The sequence below is a fragment of the Rhodococcus sp. WY5 genome, from assembly GCF_018588185.1.
GTDB classification, from domain to species: Bacteria; Actinomycetota; Actinomycetes; order Mycobacteriales; family Mycobacteriaceae; genus Rhodococcus_F; species Rhodococcus_F qingshengii.
In genome coordinates, this window is sequence record NZ_JAAMPR010000001.1 from 4,046,239 (window position 1) to 4,070,198 (window position 23,960).

23 protein-coding genes are annotated in these 23,960 nt (G+C 63.2%); 19 read left to right on the top strand and 4 right to left on the bottom strand.

Annotated features, from left to right (window positions below; translation table 11 throughout):
* The first annotated feature begins 155 nt into the window (after window positions 1-155).
* The gene (gene uvrA / locus G4D79_RS18775; protein WP_024487477.1) at window positions 156-3,116 is read left to right on the top strand and encodes an excinuclease ABC subunit UvrA; all 2,961 of its coding nucleotides are present in this window, start codon (window positions 156-158) and stop codon (window positions 3,114-3,116) included.
* Window positions 3,117-3,187: 71 nt separating this feature from the next.
* Here uvrA and G4D79_RS18780 read toward each other — a convergent pair whose 3' ends face one another.
* Window positions 3,188-3,895: an alpha/beta fold hydrolase gene (locus G4D79_RS18780; protein ID WP_099698270.1), complete on the bottom strand. Its 708-nt coding sequence runs from the start codon at window positions 3,893-3,895 to the stop codon at window positions 3,188-3,190.
* 86 nt (window positions 3,896-3,981) lie between these two features.
* Here G4D79_RS18780 and G4D79_RS18785 point away from each other — a divergent pair, with 86 nt between their 5' ends.
* Window positions 3,982-4,686, top strand: coding sequence for a YafY family protein (locus G4D79_RS18785; protein ID WP_065352513.1), 705 nt, complete (start codon window positions 3,982-3,984; stop codon window positions 4,684-4,686).
* 5 nt (window positions 4,687-4,691) lie between these two features.
* Here G4D79_RS18785 and G4D79_RS18790 read toward each other — a convergent pair whose 3' ends face one another.
* Both G4D79_RS18790 and G4D79_RS18795 read right to left on the bottom strand, forming a co-directional pair.
* Window positions 4,692-5,108 (bottom strand): DUF1801 domain-containing protein, encoded by a 417-nt coding sequence (locus tag G4D79_RS18790; protein WP_030536732.1) that lies wholly within the window; start codon window positions 5,106-5,108, stop codon window positions 4,692-4,694.
* A 1-nt stretch (window position 5,109) separates the two neighbouring features.
* Entirely contained in the window at window positions 5,110-5,478 is a 369-nt protein-coding gene (locus G4D79_RS18795) for a DUF1844 domain-containing protein (RefSeq protein ID WP_007736262.1), read from the bottom strand.
* Window positions 5,479-5,847: 369 nt separating this feature from the next.
* Here G4D79_RS18795 and infC point away from each other — a divergent pair, with 369 nt between their 5' ends.
* The 6 genes from infC to pheT all read left to right on the top strand — a co-directional run bounded on the left by infC (window position 5,848) and on the right by pheT (window position 11,873).
* Window positions 5,848-6,540, top strand: coding sequence for a translation initiation factor IF-3 (gene infC / locus G4D79_RS18800; RefSeq protein WP_003944008.1), 693 nt, complete (start codon window positions 5,848-5,850; stop codon window positions 6,538-6,540).
* A 43-nt stretch (window positions 6,541-6,583) separates the two neighbouring features.
* On the top strand, window positions 6,584-6,778 hold the full coding sequence (gene rpmI / locus G4D79_RS18805) for a 50S ribosomal protein L35 (RefSeq protein ID WP_003944043.1): 195 nt from the start codon (window positions 6,584-6,586) through the stop codon (window positions 6,776-6,778).
* Between the two features lie 63 nt (window positions 6,779-6,841).
* Window positions 6,842-7,231, top strand: coding sequence for a 50S ribosomal protein L20 (gene rplT / locus G4D79_RS18810; protein WP_003944011.1), 390 nt, complete (start codon window positions 6,842-6,844; stop codon window positions 7,229-7,231).
* 23 nt (window positions 7,232-7,254) lie between these two features.
* Window positions 7,255-8,085, top strand: a complete 831-nt coding sequence (locus G4D79_RS18815; protein ID WP_099698271.1) for an RNA methyltransferase — start codon at window positions 7,255-7,257, stop codon at window positions 8,083-8,085.
* Between the two features lie 170 nt (window positions 8,086-8,255).
* Window positions 8,256-9,326, top strand: a complete 1,071-nt coding sequence (gene pheS / locus G4D79_RS18820) for a phenylalanine--tRNA ligase subunit alpha (protein ID WP_003944109.1) — start codon at window positions 8,256-8,258, stop codon at window positions 9,324-9,326.
* A gap of 60 nt (window positions 9,327-9,386) precedes the next feature.
* Window positions 9,387-11,873, top strand: a complete 2,487-nt coding sequence (gene pheT, locus G4D79_RS18825) for a phenylalanine--tRNA ligase subunit beta (RefSeq protein WP_003944026.1) — start codon at window positions 9,387-9,389, stop codon at window positions 11,871-11,873.
* 58 nt (window positions 11,874-11,931) lie between these two features.
* On the opposite strand, the gene G4D79_RS18830 is transcribed toward pheT, so the two are convergent.
* Window positions 11,932-12,993 (bottom strand): Lrp/AsnC family transcriptional regulator, encoded by a 1,062-nt coding sequence (locus tag G4D79_RS18830; RefSeq protein ID WP_064444634.1) that lies wholly within the window; start codon window positions 12,991-12,993, stop codon window positions 11,932-11,934.
* A 56-nt stretch (window positions 12,994-13,049) separates the two neighbouring features.
* On the opposite strand from G4D79_RS18830, the gene G4D79_RS18835 reads away from it, so the two are divergent.
* The 11 genes from G4D79_RS18835 to G4D79_RS18885 all read left to right on the top strand — a co-directional run bounded on the left by G4D79_RS18835 (window position 13,050) and on the right by G4D79_RS18885 (window position 23,957).
* The gene (locus G4D79_RS18835) at window positions 13,050-14,369 is read left to right on the top strand and encodes an NAD(P)/FAD-dependent oxidoreductase (RefSeq protein ID WP_099698272.1); all 1,320 of its coding nucleotides are present in this window, start codon (window positions 13,050-13,052) and stop codon (window positions 14,367-14,369) included.
* On the top strand, window positions 14,369-15,280 hold the full coding sequence (locus G4D79_RS18840) for a bile acid:sodium symporter family protein (RefSeq protein ID WP_047270476.1): 912 nt from the start codon (window positions 14,369-14,371) through the stop codon (window positions 15,278-15,280). The genes G4D79_RS18835 and G4D79_RS18840 overlap by 1 nt, the downstream gene beginning before the upstream one ends.
* Entirely contained in the window at window positions 15,277-16,212 is a 936-nt protein-coding gene (locus G4D79_RS18845; protein ID WP_058227020.1) for an SDR family oxidoreductase, read from the top strand. Before G4D79_RS18840 ends, G4D79_RS18845 begins: the two co-directional genes overlap by 4 nt.
* Before the next feature lie 117 nt (window positions 16,213-16,329).
* Window positions 16,330-16,791, top strand: coding sequence for a hypothetical protein (locus G4D79_RS18850; RefSeq protein ID WP_021344370.1), 462 nt, complete (start codon window positions 16,330-16,332; stop codon window positions 16,789-16,791).
* Between the two features lie 38 nt (window positions 16,792-16,829).
* Window positions 16,830-17,900, top strand: coding sequence for an N-acetyl-gamma-glutamyl-phosphate reductase (gene argC, locus G4D79_RS18855; protein WP_030536727.1), 1,071 nt, complete (start codon window positions 16,830-16,832; stop codon window positions 17,898-17,900).
* A gap of 20 nt (window positions 17,901-17,920) precedes the next feature.
* Window positions 17,921-19,171 carry a bifunctional glutamate N-acetyltransferase/amino-acid acetyltransferase ArgJ gene (gene argJ, locus G4D79_RS18860; protein ID WP_064444684.1) on the top strand — a complete coding sequence of 417 codons (1,251 nt, stop codon included), beginning with the start codon at window positions 17,921-17,923 and terminating at the stop codon, window positions 19,169-19,171.
* On the top strand, window positions 19,168-20,091 hold the full coding sequence (gene argB, locus G4D79_RS18865; protein ID WP_007736229.1) for an acetylglutamate kinase: 924 nt from the start codon (window positions 19,168-19,170) through the stop codon (window positions 20,089-20,091). The genes argJ and argB overlap by 4 nt, the downstream gene beginning before the upstream one ends.
* Window positions 20,088-21,287, top strand: a complete 1,200-nt coding sequence (locus tag G4D79_RS18870) for an acetylornithine transaminase (protein WP_099698273.1) — start codon at window positions 20,088-20,090, stop codon at window positions 21,285-21,287. The genes argB and G4D79_RS18870 overlap by 4 nt, the downstream gene beginning before the upstream one ends.
* Entirely contained in the window at window positions 21,284-22,234 is a 951-nt protein-coding gene (argF, locus tag G4D79_RS18875) for an ornithine carbamoyltransferase (protein ID WP_021334039.1), read from the top strand. The genes G4D79_RS18870 and argF overlap by 4 nt, the downstream gene beginning before the upstream one ends.
* Window positions 22,231-22,710, top strand: a complete 480-nt coding sequence (locus G4D79_RS18880) for an arginine repressor (RefSeq protein ID WP_007736224.1) — start codon at window positions 22,231-22,233, stop codon at window positions 22,708-22,710. Before argF ends, G4D79_RS18880 begins: the two co-directional genes overlap by 4 nt.
* 47 nt (window positions 22,711-22,757) lie before the next feature.
* Entirely contained in the window at window positions 22,758-23,957 is a 1,200-nt protein-coding gene (locus G4D79_RS18885) for an argininosuccinate synthase (RefSeq protein ID WP_007736221.1), read from the top strand.
* The last annotated feature ends 3 nt before the right edge of the window (window positions 23,958-23,960 follow it).

The window sequence follows — 23,960 nt, forward strand, 5'->3', positions numbered from 1 at the left end:
AATAGGGGCAGGTAGAGCGATGGGCTCGCCTGGTGAGAAAAACGTGTCGGTGGCTCGGCCTACGATGACGATCGCTCGAGGACTCGCGTTTGCGAGGCCACTCGAGACTTCTCCGGGGGGACGGCCCCGGACGATTGACAATGAAGGGAATTGGTGTGGCGGATCGCCTGATCGTGCGGGGTGCGCGTGAGCACAATCTGCGAGGAGTCGATCTCGACCTCCCGCGAGACAGCCTGATCGTCTTCACCGGGTTGTCGGGCTCCGGCAAGTCCAGCCTCGCGTTCGACACGATCTTCGCCGAAGGTCAGCGCCGCTACGTCGAGTCGCTCTCGGCATACGCGCGTCAGTTCCTCGGTCAGATGGACAAGCCGGATGTGGACTTCATCGAGGGATTGTCTCCTGCGGTGTCGATCGACCAGAAGTCGACCAACCGCAACCCCCGTTCGACGGTGGGCACCATTACCGAGGTCTACGACTACCTCCGACTTCTCTATGCCCGCGCAGGTTCGGCGCACTGCCCGGTGTGTGGTGAGAAGATCGCACGTCAGACGCCCCAGCAGATCGTCGACCAGGTGCTCGAGATGGAGGAGGGCATCAAGTTCCAGGTCCTCGCACCAGTGGTCCGTACTCGTAAGGGCGAGTTCGTCGATCTCTTCGATCAGCTCAACACCCAGGGCTACTCGCGAGTGCGCGTCGACGGTGTCGTCCATTCGCTGGCCGATCCGCCGAAGCTCAAGAAGCAGGAAAAGCACGACATCGAAGTAGTGGTCGACCGATTGCAGGTCAAGGCGAGTTCGAAGCAGCGCCTGACCGACTCGGTCGAGACCGCACTTCGCTTGGCTGAAGGCATCGTGGTCCTCGACTTCGTCGACCGTGAAGAAAATGCACCTGATCGTGAGCGTCGTTTCTCCGAGAAGTTGGCCTGCCCGAATGGCCACGCACTCGCGATCGACGATCTCGAACCGCGCTCGTTCTCCTTCAACTCGCCCTACGGCGCCTGCCCGGAATGCACCGGCCTCGGTATCCGCAAGGAGGTCGACCCGGATCTGGTGGTTCCCGATCCCGACCTGAGTCTCGAAGACGGAGCAATCGCGCCGTGGTCGATGGGCCAGAGTTCGGAGTACTTCGGACGTTTGCTGTCCGGCCTCGGCGACATTCTCGGATTCGACATGAAGACGCCGTGGAACAAGTTGCCGGCGAAGGCCCGTAAAGCAATCCTCGAAGGCAGCGAGGAGCAGGTTCACGTCCGGTACAAGAACCGGTACGGCCGTACCCGTTCTTACTACGCGGAGTTCGAAGGTGTGATGCCGTTCCTGCATCGCCGGCTCGAGCAGACCGAATCGGATCAGATGAAGGAACGGTACGACGGGTACATGCGCGACACCCCGTGCCCGGCGTGTGGTGGTGCTCGCCTGCGCCCGGAAATCCTGTCGGTAACTATCGCGGCTGGGGACTTCGGCAGTAAGTCCATCGCCGAGGTCTGTGAACTGTCGATCTCCGATTGCGCGGACTTCTTGAACAGCCTCACTCTCGGCTCGCGCGAAGAGGCGATTGCGGGTCAGGTCCTCAAGGAAGTTCAGGCACGACTCGGGTTCCTGCTCGACGTCGGCTTGGAATACCTTTCCCTCTCGCGTGCCGCTGGCACGTTGTCCGGTGGCGAGGCCCAGCGAATCCGCTTGGCAACGCAGATCGGTTCCGGACTCGTCGGCGTGCTGTATGTACTCGACGAGCCGTCCATCGGCCTGCATCAGCGTGACAATCGACGACTGATCGAAACCCTGACGCGCTTGCGCGACCTCGGCAACACGCTGATCGTCGTCGAGCACGACGAAGACACGATCCGCACGTCCGACTGGGTAGTCGACATCGGACCGTACGCCGGCGAGCACGGCGGCAAGGTCGTCCACAGCGGGCCATACGAAGAACTGCTGACGTGTGAAGAATCTCTGACCGGCGCCTACCTGTCAGGTCGTAGCTTCATCGAGGTTCCGGCCATTCGTCGACCGGTGGACCGCAAACGCCAGGTCACGGTCGTCGGAGCTCGCGAGCACAATCTCGACGGCATCGACGTGAGTTTCCCGCTGGGTGTTCTCACCGCTGTCACCGGTGTCTCCGGTTCGGGCAAGTCGACGTTGGTCAACGACATTCTCGCGACCGTCATGGCGAACAAGCTCAACGGTGCACGCCAGGTACCTGGGCGTCACACACGAATCAACGGTCTCGATCAGCTGGACAAGCTCGTGCAGGTCGATCAGTCTCCGATCGGCCGGACTCCACGATCGAACGCGGCGACGTACACCGGCGTGTTCGACAAGATCCGAACCCTGTTCGCGGCCACCACGGAAGCGAAAGTCCGCGGTTACCAGCCCGGCCGATTCTCGTTCAACGTCAAGGGCGGACGCTGCGAGGCGTGCTCCGGCGACGGAACGCTGAAGATCGAGATGAACTTCCTGCCGGATGTGTACGTGCCCTGCGAGGTGTGCCACGGCGCCCGGTACAACCGCGAAACGCTCGAGGTCCACTACAAGGGCAAGTCAATCGCCGAGGTACTCGACATGCCTATCGAGGAAGCAGCCGAGTTCTTCCAGCCGGTCACCTCAATTCACCGGTACCTCAAGACGCTGGTCGACGTCGGCCTGGGCTATGTCCGACTGGGTCAGCCGGCTCCGACTCTGTCCGGTGGTGAAGCGCAGCGCGTCAAGCTCGCCGCCGAATTGCAGAAGCGGTCCACCGGTCGCACGGTGTACATCCTCGACGAGCCCACCACGGGTTTGCATTTCGAGGACATCCGCAAGCTCCTGATCGTGATCAACGGTCTGGTGGACAAGGGCAACAGCGTGATCGTGATCGAGCACAATCTCGACGTGATCAAGACGTCGGACTGGGTCGTCGACATGGGACCCGAGGGTGGATCCGGCGGCGGAACCGTTGTGGCGCAAGGTACGCCGGAAGACGTTGCCGCGGTCCCCGAGAGCTACACGGGCAAGTTCCTCAGTGAGGTTCTCACCGCACAGCACGCGCCGGTCAAGGCCAAGCCGATCACCAAGAAGCGTGCGACGAAGGCAGTTGCCGCAAAGAAGGCCGCGCCACGGAAGAAAGCCGCTTCCGTGAGCTAGTAGAATGTGAGCAAGTAGAAATCGGTCAGTGATGCCGGGTCGGAATCGACCCGGCATCACTGCTTTGTCGATCAGGAAGTGCTGGTCTCGAGAATTACGTTGGCGACCTCTTCGGGGCGCGACCACATCGGCCAATGGCCGGTCGGGAGGTCGACGTACGTCACGGGGAGTTTCGCCAGTTCGGCGGCCATCGGATGACCTCCGTCGGCCATCTGGGCGATCACCGCGGAGGGGAACGTGCTGCAAACGACGGTTGACGGCACCTGGTAGCGCTTTTCGTTCGTCAGGACAATCGGCTCACGCGCGGGCCCAGCCGGTTCGGGTACCGCGTTGGCGCGGAACGTCTCCAGAGCTTTCTCGTCGAGTCCTTCGAGGCTGCTGCCGTCCGCTTCGAGCTCTGCCCACGTGGGGAGCGGAATCTCGATGACATCGGAGGCCAGATCCGGTCGCAGCGCTGCGCCGTCGGGCATGGGGCCCGAGTCGACGTAGACGATCCGAGCGACGCGATCCGGGATGCGATCGGTGACGGCGTACCCCACCGGGCCGGCGCCGCTGTGTACGACCAATACCGTGCGCTCGTCGGAGTCCGATACGGCGTCGACGACTGCACGGACGTGAGCGTCGAAGGTGACCGCTGATCGATCTGTGTCTACTGAGTCGAGCCCGGGCAGTGTCAGGCTGGTCACGCGGGTGTCGGAATGTTCGAGGTGGGGGAGTACTGCATCCCAAGCCCATGAACCGAGCCAGAATCCGGGAACAAGAACGATGTGAGTTTTCATGGACTCACAGTGCACCCGGGTTGGTGACAACAGAGTGTCACCAATTATGTCACCGTTTGGTATCGGAATCTGAGACACTGGAGAACGTGAATCGAGCTGCGAGATTGCATGCTCTCGTCGAGGAACTTCGGCGACAGGGCGATCGAGGGACTACGTGCTCCCGATTGTCCGAGGAATTCGGTGTCACCACCCGGACGATCAAGAGGGATATCGAGACGCTGATGATGTCGGGTGCGGCGATCGAAGCGCGCTCAGGTCCCGGAGGTGGATACCGACTCGTGGGTCGCGCCACGCTGCCGCCGGTGAATTTCACTGTTCCGCAGGCAGTTTCGATCGCGTTGGCCTTGACGGCGATGGGTGATGCTCCGTTTGCGCCGGATGGGCGAGCAGCGCTGGCGAAACTGCTCGATGTGATGGACGAGGAGAGTCGTCGCAAGGTCGCCGAGCTCGGTGGCCGCGTGTGGATTCGCGGTGAGGGCGGGGCTCTGACGGATTCGCGCGCGAACCGGCAGGCCGTCGAGCAGGGTCTCGAACAGAGTCGAGTCGTGTCGTTGCACTACGTGGATGGGGACGGTGCGGAGACGGTGCGGGCAGTTGAGCCGCACATTCTGGCGCAGGACCGTGGTCAGTGGTTTCTCATCGGCTGGTGTCGCGAGCGCGACGCCGTGCGGTGGTTTCGACTCGATCGAATGCGTCGGGCCACGCTGACGAACGATCACTTCACACCACGCGATTCGACCGTCTTCGGGCAACCGCCCGAAGACGCTCGGCCTGTTTCTCCCCGTAGGTGAGTGACTCAGTCGATCATGTTGCGGGCTGCGGCAACGGAATCCGTGATCAGTTCGGTCAGGGCGGTCACATCGACGTCGCTCAGCCGTTTGACGTACAGGCAGCCCTTGCCGATTTTGTGCTTGCCGAGGCGAGCGAGCGTGTCGGTGTAGTCGTCGAAGTTCAGCGACAAGTACAACGTGAGCGCGGTGGCCCTGGGGGAGAACCCGATCAGTGGGGTGTCACCTTCGTGGCCACTCGCATATCGGTAGTGCCGTGCCCCGAATCCGATGATGCTCGAGCCCCACATGACAGCAGGCTCGCCGGTTGCGGCCGACAGCAGGGAGATCAGCTCCACGGCGTCGGCGCGTTTGCGGTCGTCGACGCGTGAAATGAATGCGTCGACGTCCTCGGGCGTCGGTTGAGTCTTGTTGGCGGTTGCCAACTCAGTAGACCGGACCGGTGAACTTCTCGCCCGGTCCCTTTCCTGGCTCGTCCGGGTGCGAGGACGCCTCACGGAATGCGCGCTGCAGGGCTTGGAGGCCTTCACGGATGGGTCCGGCATGAGGGCCGAGGTATTCGACCGACGCAGTCACGAGTCCGGCAAGTGCCGTGATGACGCGACGCGCTTCGTCGAGGTCCAGGTAGGGGCTGGAAGACGGATCGGCGTCGGAGAGGCCGAGTTTTTCGGCAGCCGAACTCATCAGCATCACTGCAGCGCGGCTGATGACCTCGACCGCGGGAACTTCGGAGAGTTCGCGGACGTCGGGGTTCGCGCCGTCGGTGTTCTGTTCTGCCTCGAAGTTCTCACTCATGGATGTAAGGATTCCATCAGGCCGTGACGGTGTTGAATCGGGCCTCTCCCGGCAGCACTGGGAGCGGCACCGATTTCTTTCATCTGTGGCGACCTGTTACTCTTGTTGCAACGACCGCCTCCGACTTGTTCGGGGGCAGCAAGTGGAGTCCGACTCCCACCTCTGCACGGCAGGTGAAACTGCAGTTCAGTGGTTCCGGTCACCTGTTATCGGAGATCATTCTTCGTCAGGTTCCTCGCTCAGTCGAGGAGATAGGTTTCGGCGTGAGCTGGATCCTATGTGATCGGTCGACATCGGGCCCCGCGGATGAGCAATCATCACAGCGGGGCTTTTTTGTTGGGGTGCGGGCGGTACGGGCTGCGTGCGGTCATGAAGACCGCACCGTTCAACCTAGGAGGCCCCATCAGCACTGAGACCCGCATCAACGATCGTATCCGCGTTCCCGAGGTTCGTTTGGTCGGACCTGGCGGCGAACAGGTAGGCATCGTGCGTGTTGAAGATGCACTCCGCTTGGCCCTTGAGGCCGACCTCGACCTGGTCGAGGTAGCTCCTGACGCCCGTCCACCGGTCTGCAAGATCATGGACTACGGCAAGTTCAAGTACGAGGCTGCACAGAAGGCACGTGAGTCACGTAAGAACCAGCAGCTGACGGTCATCAAGGAGCAGAAGCTCCGACCCAAGATCGACGACCACGACTACGAGACCAAGAAGCGCAACGTCGTTCGCTTCCTCGAAGCCGGTTCCAAGGTCAAGGTCACGATCATGTTCCGCGGACGTGAGCAGTCACGCCCCGAACTCGGCTACCGCCTTCTGCAGCGTCTGGGAGCAGACGTCGCAGATCTCGGATTCGTCGAAACCTCGGCAAAGCAGGACGGCCGAAACATGACGATGGTCCTGGCACCGCACAAGGGCGCCAAGACTCGTGTCAAGGCGCAGGAGAGCGCTCAGGCGCCAGTGGCTCAGGCTGCTCCGCGTCCGGCTCCGGCCGCACCGGCTTCCAGTGAAGCAGCTCCGGAAGCACCGGCGACCGGCGATGCCGCTCCCGAGGCTCCGGCCAGCTAGTCGATTTCCCAAGATCCACCACGTAACAAGAACTGAGGACTCCATGCCCAAGATGAAGAGCCACAGCGGCGCCTCGAAGCGATTCAAGGTGTCCGGCAGCGGAAAGCTCATGCGCCAGAAGGCCGGCCGTCGCCACCTTCTCGAGCACAAGTCCAGCAGGGTTACCCGTCGTCTCGACGGTGTCGCTGTTGTCAGCCCTGACGACGCTCCGCGCATCAAGCGCATGCTCGGCATCTGAGTCGCCCCCTTACTGACCACCCGGGGCCGTACTTTCAGCCCCTAGATTGACAGGATTTTTCAAGTGGCACGCGTAAAGAGGGCGGTCAACGCCCAGAAGAAGCGTCGTTCAATTCTTGCTGCATCCAGCGGCTACCGTGGACAGCGTTCGCGTCTGTACACCAAGGCCAAGGAGCAGCAGCTCCACTCGCTCACCTACGCGTACCGCGACCGTCGTGCGCGCAAGGGCGAGTTCCGCAAGCTGTGGATCACGCGTATCAACGCTGCAGCTCGTGCAAACGACATCACGTACAACCGCCTCATCCAGGGCCTGCGTCTGGCAGAGGTCGACGTCGACCGCAAGATCCTGGCCGAGCTCGCTGTCTCCGATGCCGAGGCCTTTGCCGGCCTGGTCGCACTCGCGAAGGCCGCTCTGCCGGCTGACGTGAACGCTCCTGCCGGAGAAGCAGCCTGATTCACGCATCACAGCAACGGCCCGTGGACCCGCTCACCGAGCGGACTCCGCGGGTCGTTTCTGCTGTCAAGCTCCTGCGCACAGCAGAACGACGCAAAGCAGGACGTTTCCTCGTCGAGGGCGAGAACTCGGTCACCGAACTGTTGAACGGTGCACTCTCGAATGGCGAGGCCCGCCCGGTACACGACCTCTTCTACACCGAGGACGCAGCCGAGCGCTATCAGCACGTCATCGATCGGGCGCTGACCGCTGGAGTTCGTGTTGCTCGTGTGACCGATCGAGCAATCAAAGCTCTCAGCGATACCGTCACGCCGCCCGGACTCGTTGCCGTCAGCGATCTACTGGACGTACCGCTGAGCGCAGCCGTCCATCAGGAGACCCGCCTGCTCGCAGTGCCGGTCGAGGTCAACGAACCAGGTAACGCGGGCACCGTCATTCGCATCGCCGACGCAGTGGGTGCCGATGCGGCAATCCTCGCCGGCGACAGCGTCGATCCGCATAACGGCAAGGTCGTTCGTTCGTCGGCGGGCAGCCTGTTTCACCTGCCAGTCGTCCGCGATCGAGACACAGTGTCGGTGATCGAGCAGATTCGCGCAGCCGGCATTCAGATTCTCGCGACTGCAGCTGACGGCGAGGTCGATCTCGACGAGGCCGACGAGTTGCTGAGCAAGCCGACGGCCTGGCTGTTCGGTAACGAAGCGCACGGTCTCGATCCGGCGATCGCCGCGCAGGCTGATCATCGGGTCAGGATTCCGATCCATGGCCGCGCCGAAAGCTTGAACCTCGCGACAGCGGCGGCAATTTGCCTGTACGTAAGCGCGCGGGTGCAAAATCGCGCCACCGATCACGGCTGAAAACGCACGCGAAGACCTCACGGAATCCCATTTGCGGAAGCCTGAGACAATACAAGAGCAGAGACAATGCTCGAGCGAGTTCGAAAGCTCGCTCGCAGTACAAGAAGTAAGCAGTACAAGAAGCACGCAGTACGAGAAGTAAACCGAGAAGCGACAGGAGCGTCACAGCCGTGGCCAAAAATGAGGGCGCGACACCGCCGGAGGTCGACGCGAGTGTACTCACCGAAGAGGCGTTGACCGCTGCGGCTGAGAACGCCGAGAAGGCGCTGGCGGACGCCGCTGACCTGGATGCGCTGGCGCACGTCAAGGTGGAGCACCTGGGGGACAAGTCCCCGATCGCCCTCGCTCGCCGCGGACTCGGCAGCCTTCCGGGCAAGGAAAAGGCGGACGCCGGTAAGCGCGTCAACATCTTCCGCACTCGGATCAACAACGCGTACGACGCTCGTCGTGAGGTCCTCCTCGCCGAGCGTGACGCCGCGGTGTTGGTTGCCGAGGCAATCGACGTCACTCTGCCTTCCGATCGTCACCCCGTCGGGGCGCGTCACCCGATCAGCCTGATTTCCGAGCAGGTCGCCGACGTATTCGTCGCGATGGGTTGGGAAGTTGCCGAGGGTCCGGAGGTGGAGACCGAGCACTTCAACTTCGACGCGCTCAACTTCTTGCCGGATCACCCTGCCCGCACGATGCAGGACACCTTCCACCTGGCACCCGAGAACTCGCGCCAGGTGCTGCGTACCCACACCTCGCCGGTGCAGGTCCGCACCATGCTCTCGCGTGAGGTACCGATCTACGTGGTGTGCCCGGGCCGCACGTTCCGCACCGATGAACTCGATGCGACCCACACGCCTGTCTTCTCGCAGGTCGAAGGCCTGGCCGTCGACAAGGGCCTGACCATGGCCAACCTGCGCGGGACTCTCGACGCGTTCGCTCGTGCCCTTTTCGGCCCCGAGACGCGTACCCGTATGCGCCCCAACTACTTCCCGTTCACGGAACCGTCGGCCGAGGTCGATGTCTGGTTCGCGAACAAGAAGGGCGGCGCAGGCTGGGTCGAGTGGGGCGGCTGCGGCATGGTCAACCCGAACGTTCTGCGCGCCAGCGGTATCGATCCCGACGAGTACTCGGGTTTCGCATTCGGCATGGGCCTCGAGCGGACCCTGCAGTTCCGCAACGGTATCCCGGACATGCGCGACATCGTCGAGGGTGACGTGCGTTTCACGCTGCCCTTCGGTGTCGCAGGCTGACCGATCCGGTCCGCGGAACCTTCACAAAGACTTATCGACAAACGAGAGAGCTGAGCAGACGTGCGAGTAGCGCAATCCTGGCTGACCGAGATCCTGCAGCGGGCAACTCCGGACTGGGAGGTGACCCCGGAAGAGCTGGACGCCGGGTTCGTCCGGGTGGGACTCGAAGTCGAGGAACTCGACACACTCGAGGCGATCGACGGCCCGTTGGTCGTCGGCAAGGTCGTCTCCATCACCGAACTGACCGAGTTCAAGAAGCCGATCCGCTTCTGCCAGGTCGAGGTCGGCGAACCCGAGCCTCGCGGCATCGTCTGTGGCGCGCGTAATTTCAACGAGGGTGACCTCGTCGTCGTTGCGTTGCCCGGCGCGGTGCTGCCCGGCGGATTCGAAATCGCCACTCGCAAGACGTACGGCCAGGTGTCCGACGGCATGATCTGCTCCGTCTCGGAACTCGGTATCGGCAAAGACCATTCGGGCATCTTGGTGCTCGAGCCCGGTACCGCCGAACCCGGCGCGGACGGCAACGAGTTGCTCGGTCTCGGTGACACGATCATCGAACTGAACATCACCCCGGACCGTGGCTACTGCTTCTCGGTCCGCGGTCTCACGCGAGAACTCGCGTGCGGCTTCGATCTCGAATACGCCGATCCCGCTTCGGTTCCCGCTCACCCGGCTGAGGGTGAAGCCTGGCCGGTGCGCCTCGAACCGGAGTCCAAGGCTTCGCGTTTCGTGATGCGGAAGATCACGGGTATCGATCCGCAGGCAGTGAGCCCGTGGTGGCTGCAGCGTCGACTGCTGCTCTCGGGTGTTCGCCCGATCTCGCCGGCAGTCGACGTCACCAACTACGTGATGCTCGAACTCGGTCAGCCTCTGCACGCGTTCGATGCGACCGCAGTGCAGGGCGACCTGGTGGTCCGTCGCGCCAAGGCGGGGGAGAAGCTGACGACGCTCGACGACGTCGAACGCACGCTCGATCCCGAAGACGTTGTCATCGCCGACGATTCCGGAGTCATCTCGCTGGCTGCCGTCATGGGCGGCGCAACCACCGAGGTGGGAACGGCAACGACGGACATCCTCCTCGAAGGAGCTACCTGGGATCCGCTCGCAGTCTTCAAGACGGCGCGCCGGCACAAGCTGCCGAGTGAGGCGAGCAAGCGTTTCGAGCGCGTCGTCGATCCGGCAATTCCGCTCGCGGCCGTCGACCGCGCAGCCGCTCTGCTGGTCGAGATTGCCGGCGGACGGATCGAACCGGTCCTGACCGACGTGGGCGATGTCGCCCCTCGCGCTGCCATTCGCATGGATATCGACCTGCCCGACCGTGTCGCCGGAGTCACGTACCCCAACGGCACCGCAGCTCGCCGCCTCACCCAGGTTGGCTGCAACGTCGAGGTCGGCGTCAGCGAAGAAGGACACGGCCAGTTGGTCGCGACGCCGCCGTCGTGGCGTCCGGACCTGGTGCAGCCTGCGGACCTCGTCGAGGAAGTTCTTCGCCTCGAAGGTCTCGAGCAGATCCCGTCTGTGCTTCCCGCCGCTCCGGCCGGACGTGGGTTGACTCCGTCGCAGCGGCGAAAGCGCACGGTCTCGAAGGCCGTGGCTCACGCCGGTTACGTCGAGGTCCTTCCTCCGGTCTTCCTGCCGACGAACGTCTTCGACGTCTGGGGCCTCGACGCGGATGATCCGCGCCGCAACACCAGCAAGGTCCTCAACCCGCTCGAAGCCGATCGTCCGGAGTTGGCGACCACGCTGCTCCCGGGTCTGCTGGAGATCCTGGCTCGCAACGCTTCTCGCGGTCAGCGTGATCTGTCGCTGTACGGCATCGCGCAGGTCGTCCTGCCGGGCCCCGACACCAAGCCGGTGGATGCATTGCCGGTGGATCGTCGTCCGACGGACGAGCAGATCGCGAACCTGATCGCGTCGTTGCCGGCTCAGCCCGTGCACATCGCTGCAGTGTTGAGTGGTTTGCGTGAGCCGAGCGGCCCCTGGGGTCCTGGCCGTCAGGCCGAGGCTTCGGACACTTTTGCAGCCGTGCGGGTCATTGCAGCTGCAGCAGGCGTCGAGGTGGAACTGCGTGCGGCGCAGTACCTGCCGTGGCATCCCGGCCGTTGCGCCGAGGTTGTCGTTGACGGCAACGTAGTCGGTCATGCGGGCGAACTGCATCCGGCTGTTCTCGAGCGCGCGGGACTGCCCGCGCGCACCTGCGCACTGGAAATCGATCTCGACGCTTTGCCATTGGTCGAGAATCTGCCCGCTCCGCGCATTTCGCCGTTCCCCGCAGTGCTCCAGGACGTGGCAGTTGTTGTCGATCGCGACATTCCGGCAGCCAAGGTGCAGGAAGCTCTGCGTTCCGGCGGCGGTGAGCTTCTCGAAGACATCCGCCTCTTCGACGTCTTCGAGGGCGAGCAGGTCGGTGAAGGCCGCAAGTCGCTCGCGTTCGCATTGCGATTCCGTGGTGTCGACCGGACGCTGACCGAGGACGAGGCCAGTGCCGCGCGCGATGCAGCAGTGGAGGCGGCTTCCAAGGCTGTCGGTGCGCAGATGCGTGGCTGATTTCCTCAACTGATCACAGAGCCCACGACCGTTGCCGGTGGTCGTGGGCTCTGTCGTGTTATCGGCTTTTTGACTGAGGTGAATCGGAAAGCCACACATCTGGCGCAACGGTGTCCGTCCGTCGCCCTTGCTGGTCGAGCACGTGGCCGAGCAGTTTGCGCAAATACAGCACGATGGATCGTTCCGTGACGCAAAGACCCGGAATCTCCTTGCGCAGACGAGTTTCGAATGCATCGAGTTCTGCAGGAGAATGCAGCCACAACTGAACCACCAGGTTGTCGGCGCCGACCACAGCGAAGCAGTTTCGGACTTCCGGCGCTCGGCTCAGCACTCGTCCCGCCGTATCGAGAAGCTCGGGTTCGACGCGGCACCACAAAGTGGCGAGCACGGGAAGCCCGGCCAGCGGCCGCGCGAATTCACACCGCAGCGCCACCAACCCCGAAGACGTGAGCCGGTCGATCTGGCGTTTGCACGCAGCGGGACTGACACCGATCGCGTCGGCCAACTCCTTCATGGGAGTGCGCCCGTCGTAGGCGAGCATCGTGAGAACCTTGCGATCCTGTTCGGAAATGCCGGTCGGCCGAGCGCGCACGGCAGTACGGTTTTCGCTGGTGGTCAGCACACCCTTCTCGGACGGTGCCAGCGCATTGAGTCTCCATCGGCCACCTTCGGTGAACCAGCGTGTGATGATCGAGGTTCGTGTCGCCAGTACACCGTCGATCGTTGCGACGTCTTCCGAGATGAAGCGCGACATCGACGCCAGATCCGCGGTACCGGCTGTGACGAGCAGATCTGCTCTGCCCGTTGATGCTTCGATGGTCACGGCGTGGGCCGAGCGAGTCAGCCGTGCCGCGACGGTGTCGAGAAGAGCAGGTGAGCAATCGATTTCGATGATCGCTGTGACGATGCTGCCCAGCACCTGTGGCCCTGGAGTGACCGTGACCCAGGCCAACGACGATTCGGAGAGTCGATTCCAACGACGGGCGAGAGTCGCGGCGTCGAGTTCGAGTGGTCCGGCCAACGAAAGCCACTTCGATCGCGGTGCGAGCTGGAGCGCATTGATTATCCTCAGATCGATTTCATCTATCCCGCGACCGTTGCCGGTATCTGGTGCGCTCATAACGTCATTATCCGGCATATTTCTGCAAGATTCGGACTATCTGCGACGCTCGACGGATGATCACAGAGGAGAAGTACGCGCTGATCGGAGCGGGCCCGTCTGGATTGGCCGGCGCGCGAAACCTCGATCGGGCCGGGATAGCGTTCGACGGCTTCGAGAGCCACGACAACGTCGGTGGGCTCTGGGACATCGACAATCCGCACAGCACCGTCTACGAGTCGGCGCACCTCATCTCTTCGAAGGGCACCACCGCATTCGCCGAGTTCCCGATGGCGGATTCGGTGGCCGACTACCCGAGCCACGTGGAACTTGCCGATTATTTCCGCGACTACGCCGATACTCACGATCTTCGCAGGCACTTTGCCTTCGGCACTACCGTCGTCGACGTCTCGCCGGTCGATTCGCTGTGGCAGGTCACCACGCGCAGTCGCAGCGGTGAGACAACAGTCGCGCGGTATCGAGGCGTGATCATCGCGAACGGAACGCTGTCGAAGCCGAACATGCCGACTTTCCGGGGCGACTTCACCGGCACGTTGATGCACACGAGCCAGTACCGCAGCGCCGAGATCTTCCGCGGGAAGAAGGTACTGGTCATCGGGGCGGGCAACAGTGGATGCGACATCGCCGTCGATGCCGTCCACCAGGCCGAGTGCGTCGACCTGAGCGTTCGGCGAGGCTACTACTTCGTCCCCAAGTATCTGTTCGGCCGACCCTCGGACACCTTTAATCAGGGAAAGCCGTTGCCGCCGTGGATCAAACAACGCGTCGACACCTTGGTACTCAAGCAGTTCACGGGTGATCCGGTGCGGTTCGGATTTCCGGCACCGGACTACAAGATCTACGAATCGCATCCGGTCGTGAACTCGTTGATCCTGCACCACATCGGGCACGGTGATGTGCACGTGCGCGCCGACGTCGACCGGTTCGAGGGGAAGACGGTGCGGTTTGTCGACGGATCGTCTGCCGACTACGACCTCGTTCTCTGCGCCACGGGGTATCACCTCGACTATCCCTTCATCGCGCGCGAGGACTTGGACTGGTCGGGCGCTGCCCCGGACCTGTTCCTCAACGTCGCGAGTCGCCGCCACGACAATCTCTTTGTTCTCGGCATGGTCGAAGCATCCGGTCTCGGGTGGCAGGGCCGTTTCGAGCAGGCCGAGTTGGTGGCCAAATTGATCACCGCACGTACCGAAGCCCCCGCCGCGGCGCGGGAATTCTCGGCGGCGGCGGCCGGTCCTCCTCCAGATCTGTCCGGGGGATACAAGTACCTGAAGTTGGGACGAATGGCCTACTACGTGAACAAGGACGCCTACCGCTCGGCGATCAAGCGGCACATCGGACTGCTTGATGCCGCTCTGACGAAGGGAGGACAGTGATGCCGATCGACGACGTGGTGCTCAACTTCAACCCGGGATCGTTGATGATCCTCAACGTGGTGCTGGCCACGATCATGCTGGGGATCGCCCTCGACACCTCGGTCGACGACTTTCGTCGTGCGCTCACCAAACCCAAGGCGATGGCGGTGGGTATTGCTGCGCAGTTCCTGCTGTTGCCGGCAGTGACTTTTCTCCTGACGCTGATTCTCTCGCCGGCTCCGTCGGTAGCACTCGGCATGATCCTGGTGGCGTGCTGCCCGCCAGGGAACATCTCGAACGTCCTGACTCACCGGGCGGGCGGCGACGTCGCACTCTCGGTGTCCATGACGGCGGTGTCGAACGTCCTCGCGATCTTCCTCATGCCGCTCAATCTTGCGTTCTGGGGGAGCCGACGCCCGGAGACCGACGCTCTGTTGCAGTCCGTGAACCTGAATGCGCTCGAGATGGTCGCGCAAATCGCCCTGATCATCGGTGTGCCGTTCGTTCTCGGCATCTGGGCGGCACGAAGGTTTCCGGAGATCGCCGCGAAAGCGCAGCCTTGGGTGAAAAACGGTTCGTTGGTGGCGTTGTTGATCTTCATCGTCGCGGGGGTGTCGGGGAATGCGTCGTACTTCGTCGACTACATCGGGGTGGTACTGCTCGCGGTCTTCCTGCACGACACGGTTGCCCTCGCACTGGGATACTTCTGCGGCGCCGTCACCGGGTTGAACGAATACAGCCGTCGCGCCGTCTCTTTCGAGGTCGGCATCCGCAATGCGGGGCTGGGGCTTGGCCTGGTGTTCACGTTCTTCGACGGTCTCGGTGGCATGGCCGTCGTGGCCGGCTGGTGGGGGATCTGGGACATCATCGCCGGGTTGGCTCTGGCGACGATCTGGTCCAAGCGACGCGCCCGAAAGGCGGTACCGGCATGACCGTCGCACTCGTCACGGGCGGAAACGGGTTCCTGGGTACCGCTGTCATCGACGCACTGATCGCGCAGGGCATCACCGTCGTCTGTGTCGACCTCACGGTCAAGGACACGCCGGACGATCGCATCCGCCGCGTCAGGGCGGACGTCTGCGACCCCACAGAATTGGGGCGGGTGTTCGGTCAGTACCGACCGAACGTCGTGATCCACCTTGCGTCCATCGTGAATCCCGGCAAGAACACGACAGCAGAGCAGGAGTACCGCGTCGACGTCGACGGGACACGAAACGTGCTCGCGGCCTGCGTCGAACACGGGGTTGGACGGATCGTCGTGTCTTCGTCCGGAGCGGCGTACGGCTACCACTCCGACAGCCCACCGTGGATCACCGAGGACGTACCTGTCCGAGGCAACGACGAATTCACATACAGTCGCCACAAACGCCTGGTCGAAGAGATGCTCGCCGAATATCGCGTCGAACACCCGGAGTTGGAACAGGTTGTCTTCCGGATCGGCACGATCTTGGGTGAGAGCGTCGACAATCAGATCACCGCGTTGTTCGATCGCCGCAAGCTGCTCAAGGTTGCCGGGAGCGACAGCCCCTTCGTCTTCGTCTGGCACACCGATGTCGCGGGCGCTTTTGCGGAGGCCGTGACCGGAAACCAAGTGGGCATCTTCAATGTCGCGGGCGACGGCTCGTTGACCGTCGACGAGTTGGCTTCCCGGATGGGCAAGAGCACGGTGACGCTTCCTGCATGGTTGTTGCGAGGCGTTCTACGCGTCGGACGGCGATTGGGCGTAACGGAACACGGTCCGGAGCGCGTCGGATTTCTCCAGTACCGACCGGTTCTCGACAATCGGCGGCTCAAGGAACAGTTCGGATACGTCCCCGAATATTCGAGCGAGGAAGCGTTTGCCGCGTATCTCGCGTCACGCTGACCCCTTCGACGGACGGTCGTGGAAGGATCGGAATTGTCCGTCGGCGTTTTCGAGAAGGGACTGACAGTGTCACGAAATGATGGGCCCGAACATGATGGGTCCGAGCACGATGGGTCCGTGCACCAGGTAGTCGAGGCCGCCAGTGCACTCGACGACAAGGACTTCCTCGCGGTCGTCCGCGCAGTGGTCGAGCGTCGTCCGAGCTTGTCGGTCCTTCTTTCCGTGGTGGACACCGCTGCCGCGAGCCTCGAGCCGCACCGTGTAGAGGACGACAACACGATCACGGACGCCGAAGAAGTCGAACTGCCCGACACCGTTGTGGAGGTCGACGAGATTATCGACGTCCCGGTGGTACTTGCGACCGACCCGAGAATTCCCGAACCCGACTACACCGAAGGGGGAGTCCCCACTTTCGACCGTGTTCGGGAGAAGATAGAGGGGCGCTTCGGTACTTCCATAGGTTCGGCCGAATTGGCGCACGAGAGTCCTGCCGGAAAGTCCGTCGACGAGCAGTGGGACGAGCGCCAGAAGGCCGCAAAGGCCAAGCTCGAGGAGATCCGGCGATCCATGGGTAAGTAATTATGCATTCCGATGCACAATGATGCATACTGTGTGACATGACTGAAGGTGGTACGACCGAGAACGCACGCAAGCCGATCAGAGTCGCCGTTGCCGGCGCCAGTGGGTACGCCGGTGGTGAGGTTCTGCGTCTGCTCCTCGGGCACCCCTCCTATGTCGACGGCAGTCTGGTGATCGGTTCGCTGACCGCCGGTGGCAACGCCGGTTCGACGCTCGGTGAGCATCATCCGCACTTGCTCCCACTCTCGTCGCGGGTACTCGAAGAGACCACTGTCGAAATCCTCTCGGGTCACGACGTCGTCTTCCTCGGTCTCCCGCACGGAAATTCGGCTCAGTATGCCAAGTTGCTACCCGAATCGACGGTCATCATCGACTGCGGCGCGGACTTCCGGCTGCAGGATTCCGCAGCCTGGGAGAAGTACTACAAGAGCACTCATGCCGGTACCTGGCCATACGGTCTTCCTGAATTGCCCGGTGCCCGTGAGAAATTGGTAGGCGCAACCCGCATTGCCGTTCCGGGCTGCTACCCGACGGCTGCGAGCCTCGCGCTGGCCCCCGCCGTTGCCGCGGGGATCGTGGAGTCGCACGTGAACGTGGTTGCGGTCAGTGGCACTTCGGGCGCCGGCCGGGCGCCGAAGGCCGATCTGCTGGGTTCCGAGGTCATGGGCTCCGTCCGTGCGTACGGTGTCGGAGGTGTCCACCGCCACACCCCTGAGATCATTCAGAATCTTTCGGCCGCAGGCGGCAAGGACATCAGTGTTTCCTTCACTCCAGTCCTCGCGCCCATGCCGCGCGGCATCCTCGCGACCTGCACGGCAGCCACCACGGCCACCGAAGAGCAAGCGCGTGAAATCTACGAAAAGGCATACAACGACGAGCCGTTCATCCACGTACTGCCTGCCGGAGTCTTCCCGCAGACCGGTGCCGTGATCGGATCCAATGCCGTACAGATCGGGGTCACCGTCGACGCCGACGCCGGTCAGCTCGTTGTCATCTCGGCAATCGACAATCTCACCAAGGGCACCGCCGGTGGCGCGGTGCAATCGATGAATCTCGCCCTTGGCCTACCCGAGACCGCAGGTCTCTCTACCGTGGGAGTAGCTCCGTGAGCACCGACAATCCGCAGCAGATCGACAACGCAACCGAGCCTGACGCGACCGTTGCAGACGTGGTTCACGTCGCCGGGGGACGTCTGCTCCGCACGCAGGGCGTCACCGCACCTGCCGGATTCCGCGGTGCCGGAATTGCTGCCGGTATCAAGAAGAGTGGCAAGTCGGACCTCGCATTGGTGCTCAACGAGGGACCCGATCTGGCCGCTGCCGGCGTCTTCACCCTGAACAAGGTCAAGGCAGCTCCGGTGCTCTGGTCTCAGCAGGTCCTGACGACGGGCAAGCTGCGCGCGGTGGTGCTCAACTCGGGCGGCGCGAACGCCTGCACGGGCGCGGGTGGATTCCAGGATGCACACAAGACTGCCGAGGAAGTTGCTTCGGCACTGAGTAATTGGGGCACCGAGACGGGCGCGATCGAGGTCGCTGTCTGTTCGACCGGACTTATCGGTGACCGCTTGCCCATGGACAAGCTGATCCCCGGTGTCACCGAGGTAGTGCACGAACTGGCCGGCGGAATCTCCGGCGGCACCGACGCGGCATACGCGATCATGACCACCGATACCGTGCCGAAGCAGGCGTCGCTGCACCACGCGAACAAATGGAACGTCGGCGGAATGGCCAAGGGCGCAGGCATGCTCGCGCCTGCGCTGGCCACGATGCTGTGCGTCGTCACGACCGATGCTGTCGCAACGGCCGAGCAGCTCGATATTGCTCTGCGCGCCGCCACCCACCTGAGCTTCGATCGCCTCGACGTCGACGGCGCCACGTCCACCAACGACACAGTGCTCCTGTTGGCCTCCGGCGCCAGCGGTGTCACGCCGACGCAGGACGAACTGAACGCCGCAGTGCTGGCCGTGTGTGATGACCTCGCGGATCAGTTGATGGCAGACGCCGAGGGTGTCACCAAGCGGGTCAAGGTGACGGTTCGCGGCGCGGCGTCCGAGTCCGATGCGTTGATCGGCGCCCGGACCATCGCCCGCGACAGCCTGGTCAAGACAGCGCTTTTCGGTTCCGATCCCAATTGGGGTCGCGTTCTCGCCGCAGTGGGTATCGCTCCCATCGAGCTCGATCCCGATCGAATCAGTGTGTCCTTCAACGGGAGTCCCGTCTGCATCGACGGCGTCGGTGCTCCGGGGGCGCGTGAGGTGGACCTGAGTGGGATCGACATCGAACTCGACATCGATCTGGGAATCGGCAACGAGTCCGTGAGCATTCGCACCACGGACCTCTCGCATGCTTACGTCGAAGAGAACTCGGCGTATTCGTCATGACCGAGACGTATCCCGTGATCAGCGAGCATCAGAAAGCGCATGTCCTTGCCGACGCGCTGCCGTGGCTGCAGCGATTCCGCGACAAGGTGGTCGTGGTCAAGTACGGCGGAAACGCCATGATCGACGAGACGCTCAAAACGGCATTTGCCGCCGACATGGCGTTCCTGCGGACTGTCGGCATCCATCCCGTCGTCGTGCACGGCGGTGGCCCGCAGATCAACGCGATGCTGGCACGCCTTGGCATGAAGGGTGAGTTCCGCGGTGGTTTCCGTGTGACGACGCCCGAGGTGATGGACGTCGTGCGGATGGTGCTTTTCGGTCAGGTCGGCCGTGAACTCGTCGGCTTGATCAACGCGCACGGTCCTTACGCGGTCGGTATCTCCGGTGAAGATGCGCACCTGTTCACCGCTACTCGACGCACTGTTGCGGTCGAGGGGGAGCAGACCGACATCGGGCTGGTCGGGGACGTCACCACCGTGAACCCAGACGCGGTACTCGATCTCATTGCGGCAGGACGTATTCCGGTCGTCTCGACCATCGCACCCGACGCCGACGGTGTCGTCCACAACATCAACGCCGATACCGCTGCTGCAGCACTGGCCGAGGCGATCGGTGCCGAGAAGCTCGTTGTCCTCACCGACGTCGAGGGCCTGTACACCGATTGGCCGGACCGAGCCTCACTGGCCACCGAAATCGACACCGACGCCCTGGCCCAGTTGTTGCCGAGTCTCGACGCCGGCATGGTGCCCAAGATGGAGGCCTGCCTTCGCGCGGTGCGCGGAGGTGTGCCGTCGGCGCACGTGATCGACGGTCGGCTCGAACATTCAGTCCTACTCGAACTTTTCACCGGTGAAGGAATCGGCACGATGGTCGTGCCGGGTTCCTCGGTCGCCGGTCCCCAGCAGGGAGCTATCTCATGAGCACGATCGATCTGCAGCAGCGGTGGTCCGCTTCGCTGATGAACAATTACGGCGTACCCCGGGTTGCTCTCGTCCGCGGTGACGGCGCCGTACTCACCGACGCCGACGGCAAGCAGTACGTCGACTTCCTGGCAGGAATCGCCGTCAACATCCTCGGACACGGACATCCGGCCGTCGTCGAAGCCGTCACTACTCAGTTGTCGACACTCGGCCATGTTTCCAACCTGTACGCCAGCGAGCCGGTCGTCGAGTTGGCGGAGCAGTTGCTCGCTCATCTCGGCAACGTCACCGGGCGCGCGTTCTTCTGCAACTCCGGCACCGAGGCGAACGAGGCTGCCTTCAAGCTCGCTCGCGCCACCGGCCGGAAGAAGATCATCGCAGCCGAAGGCTCCTTCCACGGTCGCACGATGGGGGCACTCGCTCTGACGGGTCAGCCGGCCAAGCGGGCGCCGTTCGAACCGATGCCCGCCGGTGTCGAGTTCGTGCCGTACGGCGACGTCGAGGCACTCGAGCAGGCCGTCGATTCCGACACCGCCGCTGTGTTCCTCGAACCGATCATGGGTGAGGGCGGCGTCGTGGTGCCACCCGAGGGATACCTCGTCGAGGCTCGGCGGATCACCGCCGAGCGCGGTGCACTTCTCGTGCTCGACGAAGTGCAGACCGGCATCGGCCGGACCGGCTGGTTCTACGCCCATCAGGCAGTCGGCATCGTTCCGGACGTCATCACTCTTGCGAAGGGACTCGGTGGCGGAATGCCGATCGGCGCCTGCATCGCGACCGGGGCAACGGCCGAGTTGTTCGGACCGGGTAAGCACGGTACGACGTTCGGTGGCAATCCGGTGTGTGCTGCGGCGGCACTTGCCGTGCTGAAAACCATTGCAGCGGAAGACCTGATCTCACGCGCCGACAGCTTGGGTAAGTCGATCTCGGCGTGCATCGAAGATCTGGGCCATCCGTTGGTCGACTACGTACGGGGATCAGGACTGTTGCTGGGTGTCGTGCTGACCGAGGACGTCGCGCCGGCGGTGGAAAACGCAGCGCGCGAAGCCGGGTACCTTGTGAATGCAGCGCAACCCGGAGTGATCCGGTTGGCGCCGCCGCTCATCCTCACGGACGAGCAGGCCGAAACCTTCGTGGCAGCACTACCTGCCATCTTCGACAGTGCACTATCGGCTGACCAGCCGGGGGAGAAGTGACTACCGTGGTGAAACACTTTCTCAGGGACGACGATCTGACTCCTGCGCAGCAGGCCGAAGTTCTGGAACTCGCTGCGATTCTCAAGAAGGACCCGTTCGCTCGGCGTCCGCTCGAGGGTCCCCGCGGAGTCGGTGTCATCTTCGAGAAGAACTCGACGCGTACACGTTTCTCGTTCGAGATGGGCATCGCACAGATGGGCGGTCACGCTGTCGTCGTCGACGGGCGCAGCACTCAACTCGGTCGTGAAGAGACCTTGGCGGACACCGGACGCGTTCTCTCCCGCTACGTCGACGCCGTCGTGTGGCGCACGTTCGGCCAGAAGCGCCTGGAGCAAATGGCTACGGGCGCAACGATTCCCATCGTCAATGCATTGTCCGACGAATTTCATCCCTGTCAGGTTCTGGCCGATCTGCAAACGCTGATCGAACAGAAGGGTGAGCTCAAGGGGCTGAAGCTGACCTACCTGGGCGACGGCGCCAACAACATGGCTCACTCGCTGATGCTCGGCGGAGTGACCGCAGGCATCGACGTCACCATCGCAAGCCCCGCCGGCTTCGAACCGGCGGACTGGGTCGTGGCAGCAGCACGCAAACGCGCCGAGGAAACCGGCGCGACCATCACCCTGACGCAGGACCCACAGGCCGGCGTCGTCGGTGCCGACGCGTTGGTCACCGATACCTGGACCTCGATGGGTCAGGAGAACGACGGACTCGATCGGGTCGGACCTTTCCGTCCGTTCCAGATCAACAAGGAGCTGCTCGCAAAGGCAGATCCGAAGGCCGTCGTCCTGCACTGCCTGCCCGCGCATCGCGGCGAAGAAGTCACCGACGAGGTTCTCGACGGGCCGCAGAGTGTTGTCTGGGACGAGGCGGAGAACCGTCTGCACGCCCAGAAGGCATTGCTCGTGTGGCTGCTGGAACAGCGAACCCAACTGGACCCGGCGTGAGCGTCGCTCCCACTCGGGCTGGTCGCCAGTCGCGCATCATCGCGCTTCTGGCGGCTCACCCTGTCCGAAGTCAGACGGAGCTGGCGGCCTTGCTCGGTGCCGAGGGCATCGAAGCAACGCAGGCGACGCTCTCGCGTGACCTCGAAGAGCTGGGAGCGGTGAAACTGCGTGCCGCCGACGGCGGCGCCGGTGTTTACGTGGTGCCGGAGGACGGGAACCCGGTACGCGGTGTGGCCGGCGGCACCGACCGCCTCTCACGGCTGTTGGGTGAGTTGTTGGTCTCCACCGATTTCAGCGGCAACATGGCGATCCTCCGGACACCGCCGGGAGCCGCGCACTACCTCGCGAGCGCACTGGATCGGTCCTCGATGCCGGACATCGTGGGCACGATCGCCGGAGATGACACCATCTTCGTAGTGGCCCGGGAACCGCTTTCCGGAGCGGAACTCGCGGCCATGATCGAATCGCTCGCCTGACCCCTTATTCTTTGATAGAGATTTTCAACCGAAGGAGCACAAAAACCATGGCCGATCGCGTCGTACTCGCCTACTCGGGCGGGCTGGACACTTCTGTTGCCATCAGTTGGATCGGTAAGGAGACGGGCGCTGAAGTTGTCGCCGTCGCCATCGATCTGGGGCAGGGTGGCGAGGACATGGAGGTCGTGCGTCAGCGCGCGATCGACTGCGGCGCAGTCGAATCCGTTGTCGTCGACGCCCGCGACGAGTTCGCGGACGAATACTGCCTGCCGACCATCGCGGCCAACGCCCTGTACATGGACCGCTACCCGCTCGTCTCGGCCATCAGCCGTCCGCTGATCGTCAAGCACATCGTCGAAGCTGCACGCTCGCACGGCGGCACCATCGTCTCGCACGGTTGCACCGGTAAGGGCAACGACCAGGTTCGCTTCGAGGTCGGATTCGGCGCCCTCGCACCCGACCTGCAGGTCATCGCACCGGTCCGCGACTACGCCTGGACCCGCGAGAAGGCCATCGCCTTCGCCGAAGAGAACAACATCCCGATCAACGTCTCCAAGAAGTCGCCGTTCTCGATCGACCAGAACGTCTGGGGCCGCGCCGTCGAGACCGGATTCCTCGAGGATCTGTGGAACGCGCCGACGAAGGACGTCTACGACTACACCCAGGACCCGACGGTCAACTGGAACGCACCCGACGAGCTCATCATCAGCTTCGACAAGGGCCGCCCGGTCGCCATCGACGGCCGCCCGGTGTCGGTTCTCGAAGCCATTCAGGAACTGAACAAGCGCGCAGGCGCTCAGGGCGTCGGCCGTCTCGACGTCGTCGAGGACCGTCTCGTGGGCATCAAGAGCCGTGAGATCTACGAAGCTCCCGGCGCCATGGTTCTCATCACCGCGCACCAGGAACTCGAACACGTCACCCTCGAACGCGAACTCGGTCGCTACAAGCGTCAGATGGAGCAGCGTTGGTCCGAGCTGGTCTACGACGGCCTCTGGTTCTCGCCCCTCAAGGACGCACTGGACACGTTCGTCAACAAGACGCAGGAACGCGTCACCGGCGACATTCGTCTCTTCCTGCACGGTGGAGCCATCACCGTCAACGGTCGTCGTAGCCCGGAGTCGCTCTACGACTTCAACCTCGCGACGTACGACGAGGGCGACAGCTTCGACCAGTCCGCATCGAAGGGCTTCGTCGAGATCCACGGTCTGTCGTCGAAGGTCGCCGCGAAGCGCGATCTGGGACTCTGAGCC

What these genes read in the sequence shown, in the direction of transcription:
- G4D79_RS18840 (WP_047270476.1), top strand. Translation starts at nt 14,369, where the DNA reads ATGCCGATCGACGACGTGGTGCTCAACTTCAACCCGGGATCGTTGATG.
- G4D79_RS18780 (WP_099698270.1), bottom strand. Translation starts at nt 3,895, where the DNA reads ATGAAAACTCACATCGTTCTTGTTCCCGGATTCTGGCTCGGTTCATGG.
- G4D79_RS18835 (WP_099698272.1), top strand. Translation starts at nt 13,050, where the DNA reads ATGATCACAGAGGAGAAGTACGCGCTGATCGGAGCGGGCCCGTCTGGA.
- argC (WP_030536727.1), top strand. Translation starts at nt 16,830, where the DNA reads ATGACTGAAGGTGGTACGACCGAGAACGCACGCAAGCCGATCAGAGTC.
- G4D79_RS18870 (WP_099698273.1), top strand. Translation starts at nt 20,088, where the DNA reads ATGAGCACGATCGATCTGCAGCAGCGGTGGTCCGCTTCGCTGATGAAC.
- argB (WP_007736229.1), top strand. Translation starts at nt 19,168, where the DNA reads ATGACCGAGACGTATCCCGTGATCAGCGAGCATCAGAAAGCGCATGTC.
- G4D79_RS18795 (WP_007736262.1), bottom strand. Translation starts at nt 5,478, where the DNA reads ATGAGTGAGAACTTCGAGGCAGAACAGAACACCGACGGCGCGAACCCC.
- G4D79_RS18885 (WP_007736221.1), top strand. Translation starts at nt 22,758, where the DNA reads ATGGCCGATCGCGTCGTACTCGCCTACTCGGGCGGGCTGGACACTTCT.
- G4D79_RS18845 (WP_058227020.1), top strand. Translation starts at nt 15,277, where the DNA reads ATGACCGTCGCACTCGTCACGGGCGGAAACGGGTTCCTGGGTACCGCT.
- G4D79_RS18830 (WP_064444634.1), bottom strand. Translation starts at nt 12,993, where the DNA reads ATGAGCGCACCAGATACCGGCAACGGTCGCGGGATAGATGAAATCGAT.
- rpmI (WP_003944043.1), top strand. Translation starts at nt 6,584, where the DNA reads ATGCCCAAGATGAAGAGCCACAGCGGCGCCTCGAAGCGATTCAAGGTG.
- infC (WP_003944008.1), top strand. Translation starts at nt 5,848, where the DNA reads ATGAAGACCGCACCGTTCAACCTAGGAGGCCCCATCAGCACTGAGACC.